The following is a 16,401-nucleotide window of genomic DNA, read 5'->3' on the forward strand; positions in this document are numbered from 1 at the left end:
CGAGTCACCCCCGGCGCCCTTTATGCCGGATCGGACGCGAATAACGACGTTGCGTCTTGACGCGATCCTTGAAGCCTGTCCTGAAATGGTCGAAACGAGGCGGAGCGGAACCCAGCGTCAGTTCAAGGGTTGGTGCCGCGTCTGGATGGAGAAGTGCCGTGCCCATCGAATTGACCGTCAACCGCCGCAAGCGCGCCGTCACAGCCGAAGCGGACAAGCCGCTGCTGTGGGTATTGCGTGAGGATCTGGACCTGCCCGGCACCAAGTTCGGCTGCGGCGCCGGACTGTGCGGGGCCTGCACGGTTCTGCTCGACGGGCAGGCGGTGCGCTCGTGCCAGACCCCGATCGGCGAGGCGGTGGGCAAGCACGTCACCACGATCGAGGGCGTCGCCGCGCTGCCGGTCGGCCGCAAGGTGGTTGAGGCGTGGGAGGCGATCGACGTGCCGCAATGCGGGTATTGTCAGGCCGGGCAGATCATGTCGGCCACCGCGCTGCTGACCGCCACGCCCAAGCCCGGTCCCGACGATATCGTCGGCGGGATGAACGGCAACATCTGCCGCTGCGCCACCTATGTGCGGATCGAGCGCGCCATCCGCGTTGCCGCCGGGCTGGAGGAAAAGGCATGACCGCGCCGATCGTTGGTAAAACCCAGGTCGCCGATCCCGCGCTCAGCCGCCGCTCGTTTCTGGTCGCCTCGCTGGCGGGCGGCGCGGCGCTGACGTTCGATGCGCAGATGGCGCTGGCCGCAGGCGTGGTCGCCCCGCAAGCGGTCGTGCTCAACGCCTTCATCCGCATCGCGCCCGACAACACGGTGACCATCGGCGCCAAGAATCCCGAGATCGGGCAGGGCATCAAGACGATGCTGCCGATGCTGCTGGCCGATGAACTCGACGTGGCGTGGGAGCAAGTGCGGATCGAGCAGACCGACGCCAACGACAAGCTCTATGGCGTGCAGGTGGCAGGCGGCAGCACCGCCACGCCGATGAACTGGCTGCCCGCGCGTCAGGTCGGCGCGGCGGCGCGCGCCATGCTGGTGAGCGCGGCGGCGGCGCAATGGGGCGTTGCGGCCAGCGGGCTCAGGACTTCGGCCGGGCGGGTGATCGATCCCGCCAGCGGGCGCAGCGCCACTTATGGCGCGCTGGCCAGTGCGGCAGCGGCCGTGCCCGTCCCCGATCTGGCCAAAGTCACGCTGAAAAAGCCCGAGGAATTCCACATCATCGGCACCGCCAAGCGCGGCGTCGACACGCCCAAGATCGTGCGCGGCGAACCGCTCTATGGCATCGACACCCGCCTGCCGGGGATGCTCCACGCCGCGCTGGTCAAGTGCCCGGCCATCGGCGGTACGCTCGCCAGCCTTGACGATGCCGCGGTCCGTGCGGCGCCCGGCGTGGTCGCGGTCGTACCGATCAGCAGCGGCCAGTGCGCCACCGGCAAGCACGATGCCGTCGCCATCGTCGGCAATTCGTGGTGGACCGTGCAGAAGCTGCGCGACAAGCTGAAGATCACTTGGGATATCGCTGAACAACAAGCCTTTTCGACCGCGCTCTATGCCACGCAGGCGGCCGCCGCGCTGGGCAAGGCGCCCGACGCCACGGTGTTCAAGGCGGGCGATGCCGATGCGGCGCTGGCCCGCGCGGCCAAAGTCGTGACCGCCGACTATTCCTATCCGTTTCTGGCGCACGCCACGTTGGAGCCGCAGAACTGCACCGCGCTGTGGCATGCGGACGGCAAGCTGGAATTCTGGGCGCCGACGCAGAACCCCGGATCGGGGCGCAAGGACGTGGCGACGATGCTGAACATCGCGCCCGAAGCGCTGACCATCCACATGACGCGGATCGGCGGCGGTTTCGGACGGCGGCTGATGAACGACTACATGGTGCTGGCCGGCCAAGTGGCCAAGGCGCTGCCGGGCCGTCCGGTCAAGCTGCTGTTCGACCGCACCGACGACTTGCGCAACGATTACTACCGCCCGGCAGGCTGGCACCGGTTCACCGCCGGGCTTGACGCGCAAGGCGCGCTGGTGGCGTTCAAGGACCACTTCGTGACCTTTGGCGCCGGGGGCAAGCCGGTGCGCGCGGCGGAACTTCCGGCCAGCGAGTTTCCCGCCTCGGTGGTGCCCGACACGCACCTTGCCCAGTCGTTCCTGACCACCAACCTCACCACCGGCTGGCTGCGCGCGCCGACCTCTAACGCGATGGCTTTCGTGTTCCAGGGCTTCCTTGATGAAGTGGCAGAAGCGGCGGGAACCGACTTGCCCGCGCTGATGCTGCGCACGCTGGGGGCCCCGCGCGAACTGCCGACCGACCGACCCGGCATCGTGTTCAACACCGCGCGTGCGCGCGCCGTGATCGAGCGCGTGGTCGCCTTCGCCGGGTGGACCGGCAAGTCCTCGTCGGTCGCCGGCAAGGGTCGCGGCTTCGGCTTCTATTTCAGCCATCGCGGCTATTTTGCCGAAGTGGTCGACGTGACGGTGACCGACGGTGCGGTGAAGGTCGACAAAGTGTGGATCGCAGGCGACATCGGCTCGCAGATCATCAACCCGCTCAACGCCGAACATCAGGCGCAAGGGGCCGCGATCGACGGGCTGGCGCAAGCGCTGGTCTGGCAGCCGGTGGTGCAGGAAGCAGGCGCGGTGCAGACGGTGACGTTCACCGACTTCCCGCTGCTGCGGCTCGATGCCAAGCCGGGCGAGATCGCGATAAGCTGGGTCAAGAGCGACTATCCACCGACCGGGCTTGGTGAGCCGACGCTGCCGCCGGTGATCCCGGCGGTTGCCAACGCCATCCGCGCCGCCACCGGCAAGCGGTTGCGCAGCCTGCCGCTGCAACTGGCTTGAACGGCCTGAACCGAACAGGCCTCCACCCTTTTAGCGGGCATTACTCAAGCTTTAGTACAAAGCGTTTGACCAAATCTTGGACGCGTGTCCAGTCTTGCATCTGACGCAAGGGCATCGAATCGGGGTGCCCGCATGGCTCAGGGGGTTTGACGCAGATGGTCGTTCCGGTCGCCGCTACGGTTCCTTCGATGCCGCCTCGGTCGGGTGCCGCCCGTCGGCTTACCGGCCTGTTCCTGCTGGGGGCGGCGGGGCTGTTTTCGGCCACCGCGGTCATCGGTCAGTCGAGCCCGGGCGCAGCCGATGCCGAAACCGAAGAGGGCATTCCGGTCACCGATGCGCTGACCCGCGAAAAGTGCGGCGCGTGTCACACCGCCGATGCCAAGGGCAACCTTTCGCGCATCTCGTGGGTGCGTACCACGCCCGAAGGCTGGGATCAGGCGATCAAGCGCATGGTCCGACTGAACGGCGCGGCGGTCACCCCGGAAGACGCGCGGCACATCGTGCGCTATCTTGCGGGCAGTCACGGTCTGGCCCCGGAAGAGGCCAAGCCGGTGTCGTACCTGGTCGAAAAGCGCGTGATCGACGAGACCAACATTCCCAGCGAATCGGTGCGGACGAGCTGCGCTGCCTGCCACGCCTTTGCCCAGCCGCTGTCCTGGCGGCGGTCGGCGCAGGAATGGAAGAACCTGCAGGACTTCCACGTCGCGCTCTATTCGCAGGCCGACGCGCAGTATCGCCGCCCGGCGACCGACCGTCCCGGCGCGGTGTTCGGTGAGACCGAGCCGGTGGTCAACAAGCCGGGCGCGATTCCGGTGACGGCGGGGCAGGTCGCGCTTGAATATCTGCGCAAGGTCGCGCCGCTGCGCACCCCCGAATGGACCGCATGGGAAGCACGCAAGCAGGCACCCCGGCTGGCCGGCAAGTGGCTGGTCAGCGCGTGGCTGCCGGGCAAGGGCAAGTATTATGGCTCGTTCATCGTTGCGCCGGGCGCCACGGACGAGGAGTTCAAGACCTCGATCGCGCTGCGCTCGGTGACCGGTGCGGCGGGCCTTACCGCCACCGGCAACGGCGTCGTCTATGGCGGCTATGCCTGGCGCGGTCGCGTCACCTCGGGCGCCACGCCCACCGCGCCCGACGCCATCGACCAGCCGTTCCGCAGCGCGCTGACGTTCTCGCCCGACCGCAAGAGCGCGAGCGGCCGCTGGTTCTGGGGCGACTATCAGGAATTCGGTTACGACGTCACGCTGACCCGCGCCGATGGCAGCCCGACGATCAGCGCGGTCTGGCCCGCCTCGATCAAGGCCGGAACCAAGGGCGCGCAGATCCACGTCTATGGCGATGCGTTCCCCAGCGGATTGACCGCCAAGGACATCGATCTGGGCACTGGCGTCACGGTGACCAAGCTGGTCTCGGCCAGTTCGGGCGAGATCGTGGTCAGCGTCGACGCTGCGCCCGATGCCAAGGCGGCGGTGCATGACGTGTCGGTCGGCTCGGCGGTGCTGGCAGGCGGGCTGCCGCTTTATCGCAAGGTTGATTACCTGAAGGTCACGCCCGAAACCAGTCTGGCCCGGCTGGGCGAGGCCGGGGGCAAGCGCGGCATCGGCTATGCCCAGTTCGACGCATGGGGCTATGACAACGGCCCCGATGGCAAGCCGCACACTGCCGACGACGTGAAAGTCGGCGCGGTCGATGCCGACTTCAGCGTCGAGGAGTTTCAGGCGACCTGGTACGACGATGACGTCCACTACGTCGGCAAGCTGAGCAATGCCGGGTTCTTCAGCCCGTCCATCGACGGCCCGAACCCGCAGCGCAGCGGCAATCGCAACAACTATGGCGATGTCTGGGTGGTGGCCAAGGCCAGGACCGAAAAGGACGCGCAAGGCCAGCCGCTGACCGCAAGGTCTTATCTGGTCGTCACCGTCCCGGCGTACAAGCGTTGGGACAATCCGGGGGTTTCCGAATGACGACACTTCTGGCGCACCGCTATCGCCTTGGCGAAATTCACGAATTCCGGGCCGAAGGGGCCGACTTCATCTATCTGGTAACGGCAGGCGCGATCTTTGCCGCCGACGGGGCGACGCGCAAGGTGCTCGACCTGCTGGCGCAAGGTGAGTTGGACCATGACGATCTGGTCCGCGCGCTGATCGGGGATGGCCTTTCCGCCGTCGATGCCGAAGGGCTGGTGCGCGAGCTGCGGCTGGCCCGCGCGATCGAGGCCAATCAGGTGGTGCAGGGGCTCACCCCCGCCGCCCCGCCCGCCGACTTCCCGTTGCAGGCGCTGGTGCTGAACGTCACCAACCAGTGCAACCTGGCCTGCACGTATTGCTACGAATTCGGCGCCGACAAGATCGCCACCCCGGCGGGCAAGCCCAAGTACATGACGGTGGAAACCGCCAAGTCCTCGGTCGATTTTCTGCTGGGCAGCGCCGGGCGGCGCGAGGCGGTGCACATCACCTTCTTCGGCGGCGAAACGCTGATGAACTTCCGCCTGCTGCGCGACGTGGTGCTTTATGCCGATGAGGCGGCGGCAGCGGCGGGCAAGCGCATCACTTACAGCCTGACCACCAACGCCACGTTGCTGACCGACGAGATCATCCAGTTCCTGTCGGATCATGCGGTCGGCGTCACCGTATCGATGGACGGTCCGCCCGAACTGCAGGATGCCCGCCGCGTCTACAAGAACGGCAAGGGCAGCTATGCGGTGATGGAGCCGCGGCTGCGCAAGCTGATCGCCGGGCACAAGACCCGCGCCGTCACCGCCCGCGTCACGCTGAGCGCCGGGGTCACCGACGTGAAGCGCATCTACCAGCACCTGAAGCACGATATCGGCTTTCATGAGGTCGGCTTTGCCCCGGTGACTTCGGCCGATGAGCGCGAATATTCGCTCAATGGCGATGCGATGACCGGCGTGCTCGCCGATTTCGAGGCGCTGGCCGACGAATGGCTGGACTACGCGCTGCAGGGCAAGGTCCACGGCTTCACCAACGTGTCCGAAACCTTGAGCGAACTGATCGCGGGCAGCAACAAGTCGCATCCGTGCGGCGCGGGCCTTGGCCTGCTGGGGGTCAGTCCCTCGGGCGATCTGTCGCCGTGCCATCGCTTTACCGATGCCGACACGCACACGCTGGGGCACATCTCGACCGGGCTCGATCAGGAAAAGCGCGAGGATTTCCTGACGCGCGGGCATGTCGCGGCCAAGTACGAATGCACCAGTTGCTGGGCGCGGCCGCTGTGCGCGGGCGGGTGCCATCACGAAGCGTTCGTGCGCTATGGCGACACCGGCCACGCCAACCTGCATTACTGCGACTGGATCCGCCAGTGGACCGATCGCTGCCTGCAAATCTATGGTACGCTGGCGCAGAAGAACCCCGAATTTCTCGAACGCTTCGCTGAACGAAAGGGCTTGCAATGAAGCACCTGAAGCCGCTCAACGCCAAGGCGCGCAAGATCGAGGCCGACATGGCCTCGATGGATGAGGATGTGGTCGCGCTGCAGCAGGCACCCCGGCCGCACGTGCCGGTCGGTTGTTCGCTGTCGTTCTCGCCGGGCTGGGAAGTCGACGCCAGCGGCGGCACCGCCGGGCTGTGCCAGCCGGTCGAACGTGACATCTATGACTGCTATGTCACCTGTTTCTGGCCGGTGCAGATGGCCGACCATGTCAACTATTCGCCCGACTGGGCGAGCAACTGCGCCGCCGCGACCAAGGACTGGCGCAACCTCGACATCGTCTTTCCCTGATCGCGGGGCGGGGACGCCTCCGCCCTGCGCCCGCTTGTTGTCCGCACCGATAAGGGACCACCGCATGACCACGCTTGTCCGCAAGGCCGCCTTCGCCGTCTCTGCTCTGGCCCTTGCCGGGGGCGTTCCGGCCAGCGCCGGCACCTTGATGCTCGGCACTTATCCCGACAAGCTGTTCACGGTTGACGAGGCGACCGGCGCGATCAAGGAGAAGATCCAGCTGGAAGGCGGGCTGCCGGTCTCGCTGCGGATCACGCCCGACCAGTCGAAGATTTTTGCCACCACCATCACCAACAGCAGCGTGATCGTGATGGACGCCAAGTCGCACAAGATCCTGACGCAGTTCAACCTCAACACCCCGACCGAACGCTATCGCTTCAACGGCGGCGTGCCCGATCCCAGCGGGCGCTTTTTCTACACCACGCTGCTGCGCACCGACAAGCTGGTCGACCGCTGGAAGGTGGGCAAGCAGTCGTTCGCGGTGATCGACATCGCTCAGAAAAAGGTCGTGCGCACCGCCGAACTGACGCCAGAGGACGATGCGCTCAACGGCGGCTATCGCGCGCCGGTGATGCTCTCGCCCGATGGCAAGACGATGTACGTGTTCAAGGACAAGGTGCTGGTGGTCGATGTCGCCACGTTGAAGGTGGTCGACCGGATCGACGTGCAGAAGCCCGAGGCGACGGGGTATGAATCGGTGGCCTTTGGCGGCGGCGTCGAAGGGTTCCAAATGACCAATTCGAACGAACTGGTCTCGCTGTTCACCGCCGCCGACCCCTATGTGCACAACAAGGTGTTTGGCCTCGGCAAGTTCGACCTCAATTCGCGCAAGTTCAGCTTCACCTCGATGGGGCCGATCACCACCGGCATTTCGGGGCTGGAGATCACGCCCGACGGCAAGACCGGCTACACCGTGGTCACCAACGGCATGACCGGCAACAAGCGCTGCGAGTTCTGGAAGTTCGACATGGCCAGCCTCAAGCTGACCGACAAGGCCGAATTCCACTGCCGTTCGCGCTTCACGCTGGGCATGTCGGGCGATGGCGCCAGCCTGTACATCTATGGCGCCAGCTACGACATCGAACTCTACAACGCGCAGACGCTGAAATACGAAAAGACCTATGACCTGGGCGCCGATGCGACCATGGCGGGCATGCTCGTCCTCAAGTAACATGGCGCGCGGGGGCTTGCGGGCATGACCGGATCGGGCGGCGCGGCCGTCCTGATCCGGGGGCGCGGCGTGGCAGCGCTGGCCGCGCAGCATACGCTGGCCGCTAATGGCGTCGGCTTCGCGGTCGAGCCGGGGCCTGCGCGCGGAGCGGCGCCGGTGGTCATGCTGGGCGAACAGGCACTGGCGCTGTTGCGCGACCTGTTTGGCCCATCCTGTTTCCAGCCATCCAGCGGCACCTTCAGCGGCGCGCATGCCATCGAGCGACGGATCGTGCGTTGGGGGCAGGGCGAGCCGGTGACTGTGCCGCACAACGCGGTGGCAGTGACCGGGGCAGAGTTGCTGTCCGGCCTTGCCCCCCCTGTACCAGCGCCCGCACCCGTCTGCGCGGAGGGATCGGCCCAGGCCTTTACCCTGTATGCCGACACGGCGGTGCCCGAACCCGCGCTGCGGCTGTTTGGTGAGCGCGAGGCGGCGGCGGCTCCGGTCACGCTGGCCGCTGGCGCCGATGCCGCCGCCGTGCTGATCGAGGCCACGCCGCTTGGCTGGCTGTTCCTGATCCCGCTGGGCGCTACGCACGGCTGGCTGCTGGCGGTGGGGGCAGAGCCCGACGCGCTGCTGGGCCACAGCCGCCTTGTCGCGCCTGCGATCGCCAGCGCCGGGGCGGTTGAGGCGCGTTTTCAGACCGCGCCGCGCATGCTCGATCACCTGACCGGACCCGACTGGCTGGCGCTGGGCAGCGGCGCGCTGGCGTTCGATCCCTTGTGCGGCGATGGTACCGCCACGGCGGCGCGCGGCGGCATTCTGGCGGCGGCGGTGGCCAGCGCGATTGCCGGGGACTGCGCGACCGAAAGCCTCGACCCGGCTCCGTTGTTGCGCCACTACCGCGCGATGCTGATCGCCGCGTTGCGCCGCCACCTTGCCGCCTGCCTGCCGTTCTACCGCAATGGCGGATCTGGCGCGTGGTGGCGCGCACAGGCCGAGGCCACCGCCGCCGGCCATGACTGGTGCACGCAAATTCTGGCCGCCGAACCCGAGCCCGGTTTCGTGCTGCGCGGCAACCGGCTGGTGGCGCGGGACACGGTCGGCTGAGCATGGTGCCTCCGCTCCAATCTCCCGCGCCGCCCGCGCCATCGGTGGCGCAATGGCGCACGTATCGGCGGTTGCTGCCCTACCTTGCACCCTATCGCGCGCGGCTGGTATTTGTGCTGGCGCTCAGCCTGCTGGCGACAGCGGTCAATCTGGTGCAGCCCTATCTGTCCAAGCTGATGATCGACAAGGCGCTGCTGGGCCATGACCGACAGGCGCTGCTGCTGATCGCGGCGGCCACCGTCGGCGTCACGCTGGGCGGCTACGGCCTCAACATCGCGTCGAGCTATCGCTATGTGAAGATTTCGGCGGCGATGCTGTTCGACATTCGCGTCGCGCTGTTGCGCCATCTGCAGACGCTCAGCCCGCGCTTTTACGCGCGCTTCCGGTTGGGCGACCTGATGAGCCGGATCAACAGCGATGTCAGCGACGTGCAGCGCGCGGCGGCCGATACGCTGCTGGCGGCGCTGGGCAACGTGCTGTTCCTGATCGGCAGCGTGGTGCTGATGCTGTGGCTCGACTGGCGGTTGTTCGCGGTGGGAACGGTGCTGGTGCCGGTTGCGGTGCTGACGTTCGTGCGCCTGCAACAGCGGCTGGTCCTGATCACCCGCGACATGCGCGAGCGCGGCGCCGACCTTGGCAGCCTGCTGGTCGATACGGTCATGGGCATGCGCGTGGTCACCGCGCTGGGGGCAGAGGGGCACGAGGCGGCGCGCTTTGCCCACGCCAATGGCCGCTTTGTCGACACGATGCTGCGGATGCAGGTCGCCTCGTTCCTGACCGGGGCGCTGCCCGGCGCGCTGCTGGCGATCTCGACCGCCGCGGTCACGCTGTATGGCGGCTGGCGGGTGTTCACCGGCGAACTGACCATAGGTACGCTGGTGGCGTTCATGGCCTATCACGCGCGGCTGTTCGCGCCGGTGCAGGCGCTGCTCGGCCTGTCGTCGGGGCTTGCCAGCACGCGCGTGTCGCTGGCGCGCATCTTCGAGCTGTTCGACACCGCCCCCGACGTGACCGAGCGCGCCGATCCCGCCCCGCTCGGCCCGGTGCGCGGCGAAATCCGCTTCGAAGGCGTCTGCTTCCGCCACGATCGCGAGGCGGTGCTCGACGGGGTCGATCTGGTGATCCCGGCGGGCGCGCACTGCGCGGTGCTGGGCGAAAGCGGTGCGGGCAAATCGACGCTGGCCGACTTGCTGGTGCGCTTTCAAGACCCGCAGGCCGGGCGCATCGTGGTCGACGGGCACGATATCCGCGACGTGGCGCTGGCCGACCTGCGGCGCGAGATCCTGCTGGTCGATCAGGCTCCGTTCCTGTTCAACGCCTCGATCGCGGCCAACATCGCCTTCGCCTGCGATGCGGCCACGCCCGAGGCGGTCGATCAGGCGGCGCAGGCGGCGGGGCTGGGGGCTCTGCTGGTGCGGCTGCCGCAAGGGCTGGCGACCCCGGTCGGCGAGCGCGGCCTGTCGTTGTCGGCGGGCGAGCGCCAACGCATCGCGCTGGCCCGCGCGCTGTTGCGCCGGCCATCGGTGCTGGTGCTCGACGAGCCGACCGCCGCGCTCGATGCCGAAACCGAACGCCGCGTGGGCGAGGGCCTGCGCCGGATGCTGCCCGATGCCACGCTGGTCATCATCACCCATCGTCCCGCGCTGGCCGAGGCTGCCGACATGGTGGTGACGCTGCGCGACGGCAAGGCGAGCCTGCATGGCTGAGCCTGCATGACTGAGCCTGTCTGCATCGCGGTGATCGACAGCGGGGTCCATCCGGGCCATCCGCATATCGTGGCCGAGCGCCTGTTGCCCGGTGCCTGCGTCCTGCCCGACGGTACTATCGAGCAGGAGGAGGACGCCGCGCTTGATCGCATCGGCCACGGCACCGCCGTTACCGCCGCGATTCAGGAACTGGCCCCCGCAGCGCTGATCCTGCCCGTGCGGGTGTTTCGCGATGCCTTGCGCGCCAGTCCGCGCGCGCTGATCGCGGCGATCGACTGGGCGAGCGGGCAGGGCGCAAGCCTGATCAACCTCAGCCTTGGCACCACCAACCCGGCCCATGCCGAACACTTTGCCGCCGCGCTGGCCCGCAGCAGCGCGCGCCTCGTCGCCCCGCGCACCACCGCCGAGGGCGATCCGTGCTGGCCGGGCATGCTGCCGGGCGTGATCGCGGTCGGCCTCGATTGGGACGTGCCGCGCGGCGACGTGCTGATGGAAGCCGGCGTGTTGTACGCCTCGGGCTATCCCCGCCCGATCCCCGGCGTGGCGCAACAGCGCAACCTCCACGGCATCAGCTTTGCCACGGCGCAAGTGACCGGCCTGGTGGCGTCCGGGCGAATCTGAGCCGCGCGCTTTTCGCGACAAGCCAGACGCTTCGTTGCAGCCACCTCCGCCGCCCAACGAAAAACCCCCCGCGCCGCAGCGCGAGGGGTCCATCGTGACGAACGGTGATCCGGTCGATCAGTAGCGCCAGCTTGCCTTGATCCCGAAGAACTGCGGCTTGATCGGGTAGCTGCGGGCCGAACCCGAGCAGAATTCGATCGAGCAGAAGGTGTTCTTCGACAAGATGCCCCGGCGGTCGAACGCGTTCTGGATGAACGCTTCGATCGCGATGTTCTCGAACTTGGTCCCTGCCGAGAAGTCGAACGAGGTGAAGCCCGCCGTGTTGCCGAGCAGCGCGTTGTTCGACAGGTCGAGGTCCGACGTGCTGCCCGACTGGTGGAACACGCTGCCCTGGACGAAGCTTTCCTTGCCGCCCAGATCGAACGTGTAGCGCGCGGTCGCCGAACCCTTGAAGATCGGCTGGCGCGGCAGGCGGGTGCCCTTCGGCGCGGCGATGTCGCCGGTGGCATCAGAGCACGACGGGCGCACGCTGAGGTCGGCGCGCGAAACCAGTGCGCAGAAGTTGTTGGCCAGCTTGGCGTCGTTCAGGGCGCCCGATGCGGTCAGCGTCAGGCCTTCGTAGGGCCGCCATTCAAGGTCGGTCTCGATACCATAGACCCGCGCGTCACCGGCGTTGACCACCACGCCCGCACCCTGGAAGCCCGGCGGAATGACGACGTACTGCACGCCCTTCCACTTTTCGTAATAGACCGCCGCGTTCCAGCGGAAGTTGCTGCCCCAGCGGGTTTTCCACCCCAGTTCGAAGTTGGTCAGCGTATCGGGCTTGTACGGCGATGATCCGGCCAGACGGTTACCGCCACCCGGACGGAACCCGGTCGAGTAGGTGGTGTAGATCATCTTGTCGGGCGTTGCCTGCCACGACAGGCTGACCTTGTGGGTTTCGCCGACGTCGTGCGAGTTCTGGTTGCCGGTGTTGATGCAGCTCAGACGGGTGGGGTGGATGAACTTGTTGTAGATCACCGCAGGATCGCTGTTCCAGCAACCCGGCGTGCCATCGGCCTGATGCGCGGTGGTGGTGTTCTTGGCGCTGCGCCAGATGCCGGCGAAACCGACGTTGCCGGTATCGGACACATAGCGACGGATACCGCCGGTGATCTTCACGTTCTTGACGAATTCCCAGCTACCTTCGGCAAAGGCGGCGCCGTCCTTGAAGTGGCGATCCTGTTCGACGAGATAGAACGAGTCCGGATTGATTGCGCCGGGCAGGGCGGGCGAGAAGCCATAGATGTTGGTCGCCTGGCTCAATCCGGGGATGAAGTAGTTGACGTCGCTGATCGACTTCTGGAACTGGTAGAACCCGCCGATGGTCAGGTCGAACGGCCAGTCCTTGGGTACCGACAGACGCACTTCCTGCGTGAACTTGCGCTGCTTGATCTCGCCGTAATACTGCTGCGTCGGGTTGATGAAGTTGCCGTTCTTGTCCTTGAAGTTGGTATATTCGATATAGCCCGGATCGGCGGCGGCGAGCTTGTCGTACGTGACCGAATAGTACGTGTAGTCGTTCGAGTTCTTGATCTTGCGGTTGAAGTAACCCGTGGCCGAAACGATGTCGAAATCGCCGATCTTGCCCTGAATGGTCAGCGATGCCTGATACCAGTCATCCTTCAGCCAGGTCGGGCTGAAATCGTGCACCACCAGATCGCCGAACTTGGGATCGAAGTTGTAGGCGCCCTTCGAATTCAGGCCCTGATAGGTGATGCCCGGCGTGATCGTCCAGTCATCCGAAGGCTTTAGCGCCAGTTGCGCCCGGCCGCCCCATTCCTCGTTGGTGTTGTAGTCCTTCTTGGCGATCGCGCTGTTGTTGATCGTGTAGGGCACCGATTCGTAATTGTAGACCGCCGGAACGTTGTCGATGTAGCCGCCGGTCTTGTCGTAGAAGCCCATCAGGCGGATCGCCGCCTTTTCGGACAGCGGCACGTTGACGAAGCCTTCGACCTGACCGCCTGCGGAACCCTTGCCCCACTTGTTGGCCTGAACGTCGATCCCGGCTTCGACTTTGTCGAACTTGGGCTTGTTGGTGATGATGCGCAGCGTACCGGCAAGCGAGCTGGCGCCGAACAGCGTCCCTTGCGGACCCGACAGCGCCTCGACGCGCTCGACGTCATAGATGTGCAGTTCGGGGTTACGGTCGGGCGCGGTGATCGGCATGTCGTCAAGATAGACGCCGACGGTCGATGCCTGACCGCCCGAAACCGAGATGCCGCGGAAGAAGGGCTGGCTGCGGCCGGGCCCGAGCGTTTCGAACGAAACCGAAGGCAGCAGGTTGGCATAGTCGGCAAAGCTGCTGACCTGATGCTGTTCCAGCGTGGCGGGATCGAGCGCCTGCAGCGAGATCGCGACCTTCTGGATGCTCTCGCTCTTGCGCGTGGCGGTCACGACGATTTCGGTCAGACCGCCGCTGTCGGCCGCCGGTTGCGGCGCTTCGGCCGGGGCGGGCGCCTCTTGCGCCATCGCCGCCATCGGCAATGCCAGCGTGGTCAGTACCGTCGATGCACCGAGCAATCCTGCAAAGCGTTTGGCGCGTGAACTTCTTGAAACTGCCATTTACGACCCCCTGTTGGCCTTGTTGCTCCGAAGTGCCCTCTCCTGCGGCACGGCCCGCTTTGCGGGTCCGTTCATTCAAGCCATGCGGTCGACCACGCGGTGCCCGTGCAAACGCTTGCGAACACAGTTTCCCGTCGCCCGCTTTGCGTGTTGCAAAACAAGCGTCCGGTGCAACGCACACGGCACTTAGCGATCGACAAAAACCCACCGACCCCCGCAAAATTGCCTTTTAGTACGGGTGTCCGAAATGAATTTGTGCCATCGGCGCGGTGCGAGTCAACGCGCTTGGTCCGATATGGCTTAAAAGGGTGGCGGCGGATGGCGCAGCGCCTGATCGGCTTGCCCTTTTACGCTTGCGCCGGGCTCGGACTCGACAACAAGGCCGATCTGGCGCAGTTCCAAGGGCGCCGGCAACGATAAGGGGCGTCGCACTTTGGTCGCAGATTCTACCGATACCACTACGGCCACCACCGCCGAATCCGGGCCCGTCGGCACGCTCGATGCCGCGCTCGGCCATGCGCAGGCCTTGCTGATGAGCGCGCCCGCGATGGCGCTGGCCCAAACGCGTGAGATCCTGCGCGTGGTGCCCGGCCATCCGCAGGCCATCCTGATCGAGGGGCAGGCCCTGCGCGTGACCGGCCAGTTTGCCGAAGCGCTTGGCGTGCTGGCGCGCCTTGCCGCCGAACAGCCGCGTTCTGCCGCCACCGCGTGCGAACTGGGCCTGACGCTGCTGGCGCTCGATCGCCCGCGCGATGCCATGGCCGCCTTGCGCCGCGCCGTGGCGCTCAAACCCGATCTGGCCCCGGCATGGGCGGCTTTGGCCGACACCTTGCGCGCGCAAGGGAACGAGGCCGAGGCCTGCGCCGCCGACGTTTCTGCCATTCAGGCCGCCTCGCGCGATCCGGTACTCCTGCGCGCCGCCGCTGCGCTGGGTGAGGCGCAGTTCGATTCGGCCGAAGCGCTGCTGGCGGGCCGCTTGCAGGCAAACCCGCGCGATGCCGCCGCGCTGCGGATGCTGGGCGAGATCGCCTGGCGCAAGGGCGATCTGCAGGAAGCGGTCGCGCTGCTGAACCGCACGCTGGCCATCGCGCCCGGCTTTGGCGCAGCGCGCGAGCTGCTGGTGCGCATTCTGGCGCTTGGCCCCGGCGTGGCCGACGCGATCCCCCACGCGCGCCGCCTTGTCGCCGATGCCCCGCGCGAAGCCGGTCACGCGCTGCTGCTTGCCTCGTTGCTGGTGCGCACCGGCGAACAGGAGGAGGCGCGCACGCTCTATCGCCATCTGGTCAGCCATGGTGGCGATCAGCCGCGCGTGTGGATGAACCTTGGCCATGTCGAAAAGACGCTGGGCCATCAGGCCGACGCCATCGCCGCCTATCGCCGCGCCATCGCGCAGAATCCCGCGCTGGGTGAGGCGTGGTGGAGCCTTGCCAACCTCAAGACGGTGAAGCTCGACGCCGCCGACATCGCCACGATGTCCACCGCGCTCGCTTCGGTGACCGACGAGGAGGAGGCCGCGCAACTGCATTTCGCGCTCGGCAAGGCGCACGAGGATGCGGCCGAGGCCGAGGCTTCGTTCGCGCACTATGCGCGCGGCAATGCGCTGCGCCGCCAGCAAGTCGAATACGATGGTGCCGAGGTGACCCGCGCGGTGGCCGACCATGCCGCGTTGTTCACCGCGCCGTTCCTGGCCGCCCATGCCGCGCAAGGGTGCCCGGCGCGCGATCCGATCTTCGTGGTCGGTCTGCCGCGCTCGGGCTCCACGCTGGTCGAGCAGATCCTGTCGAGCCATTCGCAGATCGAGGGCACGATGGAATTGCCCGACCTGATGATGCTGGCCGACCGCTTGCAGGCGCGCATCGACAGCGGCGAGTTCGCCTCGCTGGGCGCGGTGCTCGCCTCGCTTGCCCCCGCCGATCTTGCCCGGCTGGGCGAGGAATACATCGAACGCACGCGCGTCCACCGCAAGACCGACAAACCGCTGTTCATCGACAAGATGCCCAACAACTGGCAGCACGTCGGCCTGATCCGGCTGATCCTGCCCAATGCCACGATCATCGACGCGCGCCGCCATCCGATGGGCTGCTGCTTTTCGGGCTGGAAGCAGCACTTCGCGCGGGGCCAGGTGTTCACGTATGATCTGGCGGAAATCGGCCACTATTACCGCGATTACGTGGCGCAGATGGCCGCCTTCGACCGTCAGGCGCCCGGCGCCGTCCATCGCGTGATCTACGAGCGCATGGTCGCCGATACCGAGGGCGAGGTGCGCCGCCTGCTCGCCCATGTCGGCGTGCCGTTCGAGGATGCCTGCCTGAACTTCTGGCAGAACCGCCGCGCGGTGCGCACCGCCAGTTCCGAACAAGTCCGCCAGCCGATCTTCACCGATGGCGTCGATCACTGGAAGCTGTTCGAACCATGGCTCGGCCCGCTGCGCGATGCGCTGGGTGACGTGGCGACCGCCTATCCGGACGTTCCTGCCCGAATTTGAGGCAGTATTGACGGCCGCGCATCAGGCTATCTTGACAAAACGAACCATATAGGATAATTGCGCTGCCAAGGATCGAGGGGCGAGGCCAAGGCCGGTCTTGTCTTTTGCTTCTTTCGGTCAGGGTTCACAGCCTGATCGGCGCGACCGGTGC

General features: G+C 66.7%; 11 protein-coding genes. 10 read left to right on the top strand and 1 reads right to left on the bottom strand.

Translation table 11 applies throughout. The features are described from left to right. The first annotated feature begins 158 nt into the window (after positions 1 to 158). The 9 genes from LDN95_RS12405 to LDN95_RS12445 all read left to right on the top strand — a co-directional run bounded on the left by LDN95_RS12405 (position 159) and on the right by LDN95_RS12445 (position 11,161). Positions 159 to 626, top strand: coding sequence for a (2Fe-2S)-binding protein (locus LDN95_RS12405; protein WP_226017990.1), 468 nt, complete (start codon positions 159 to 161; stop codon positions 624 to 626). Next, positions 623 to 2,836 carry a xanthine dehydrogenase family protein molybdopterin-binding subunit gene (locus tag LDN95_RS12410; RefSeq protein ID WP_226017991.1) on the top strand — a complete coding sequence of 738 codons (2,214 nt, stop codon included), beginning with the start codon at positions 623 to 625 and terminating at the stop codon, positions 2,834 to 2,836. The genes LDN95_RS12405 and LDN95_RS12410 overlap by 4 nt, the downstream gene beginning before the upstream one ends. A gap of 155 nt (positions 2,837 to 2,991) precedes the next feature. Further along, positions 2,992 to 4,800 carry a quinohemoprotein amine dehydrogenase subunit alpha gene (peaA, locus tag LDN95_RS12415; protein WP_226017992.1) on the top strand — a complete coding sequence of 603 codons (1,809 nt, stop codon included), beginning with the start codon at positions 2,992 to 2,994 and terminating at the stop codon, positions 4,798 to 4,800. Further along, a complete protein-coding gene (gene peaB / locus LDN95_RS12420) occupies positions 4,797 to 6,248 on the top strand; it encodes a quinohemoprotein amine dehydrogenase maturation protein (protein WP_226017993.1) in 1,452 nt (483 codons plus the stop codon). The genes peaA and peaB overlap by 4 nt, the downstream gene beginning before the upstream one ends. Further along, positions 6,245 to 6,574: a quinohemoprotein amine dehydrogenase subunit gamma gene (gene qhpC, locus LDN95_RS12425; protein WP_226017994.1), complete on the top strand. Its 330-nt coding sequence runs from the start codon at positions 6,245 to 6,247 to the stop codon at positions 6,572 to 6,574. The genes peaB and qhpC overlap by 4 nt, the downstream gene beginning before the upstream one ends. 64 nt (positions 6,575 to 6,638) lie before the next feature. After that, on the top strand, positions 6,639 to 7,745 hold the full coding sequence (locus LDN95_RS12430) for a YncE family protein (RefSeq protein ID WP_226017995.1): 1,107 nt from the start codon (positions 6,639 to 6,641) through the stop codon (positions 7,743 to 7,745). 24 nt (positions 7,746 to 7,769) lie between these two features. Next, positions 7,770 to 8,834 (top strand): hypothetical protein, encoded by a 1,065-nt coding sequence (locus LDN95_RS12435; protein WP_226017996.1) that lies wholly within the window; start codon positions 7,770 to 7,772, stop codon positions 8,832 to 8,834. 2 nt (positions 8,835 to 8,836) lie between these two features. Further along, positions 8,837 to 10,540 (top strand): ABC transporter ATP-binding protein, encoded by a 1,704-nt coding sequence (locus LDN95_RS12440; RefSeq protein ID WP_226017997.1) that lies wholly within the window; start codon positions 8,837 to 8,839, stop codon positions 10,538 to 10,540. Positions 10,541 to 10,546: 6 nt separating this feature from the next. Beyond that, on the top strand, positions 10,547 to 11,161 hold the full coding sequence (locus tag LDN95_RS12445) for a S8 family serine peptidase (protein ID WP_226017998.1): 615 nt from the start codon (positions 10,547 to 10,549) through the stop codon (positions 11,159 to 11,161). A gap of 117 nt (positions 11,162 to 11,278) precedes the next feature. On the opposite strand, the gene LDN95_RS12450 is transcribed toward LDN95_RS12445, so the two are convergent. Beyond that, positions 11,279 to 13,765 (bottom strand): TonB-dependent receptor, encoded by a 2,487-nt coding sequence (locus tag LDN95_RS12450; protein ID WP_226017999.1) that lies wholly within the window; start codon positions 13,763 to 13,765, stop codon positions 11,279 to 11,281. A 532-nt stretch (positions 13,766 to 14,297) separates the two neighbouring features. Between LDN95_RS12450 and LDN95_RS12455 the strand changes: the two genes are divergently transcribed. Then, positions 14,298 to 16,250: a tetratricopeptide repeat-containing sulfotransferase family protein gene (locus LDN95_RS12455; protein WP_226018008.1), complete on the top strand. Its 1,953-nt coding sequence runs from the start codon at positions 14,298 to 14,300 to the stop codon at positions 16,248 to 16,250. Positions 16,251 to 16,401 lie beyond the last annotated feature (151 nt).

Source organism: Novosphingobium sp. FKTRR1 (assembly GCF_020404405.1).
Taxonomy (GTDB): domain Bacteria; phylum Pseudomonadota; class Alphaproteobacteria; order Sphingomonadales; family Sphingomonadaceae; genus Novosphingobium.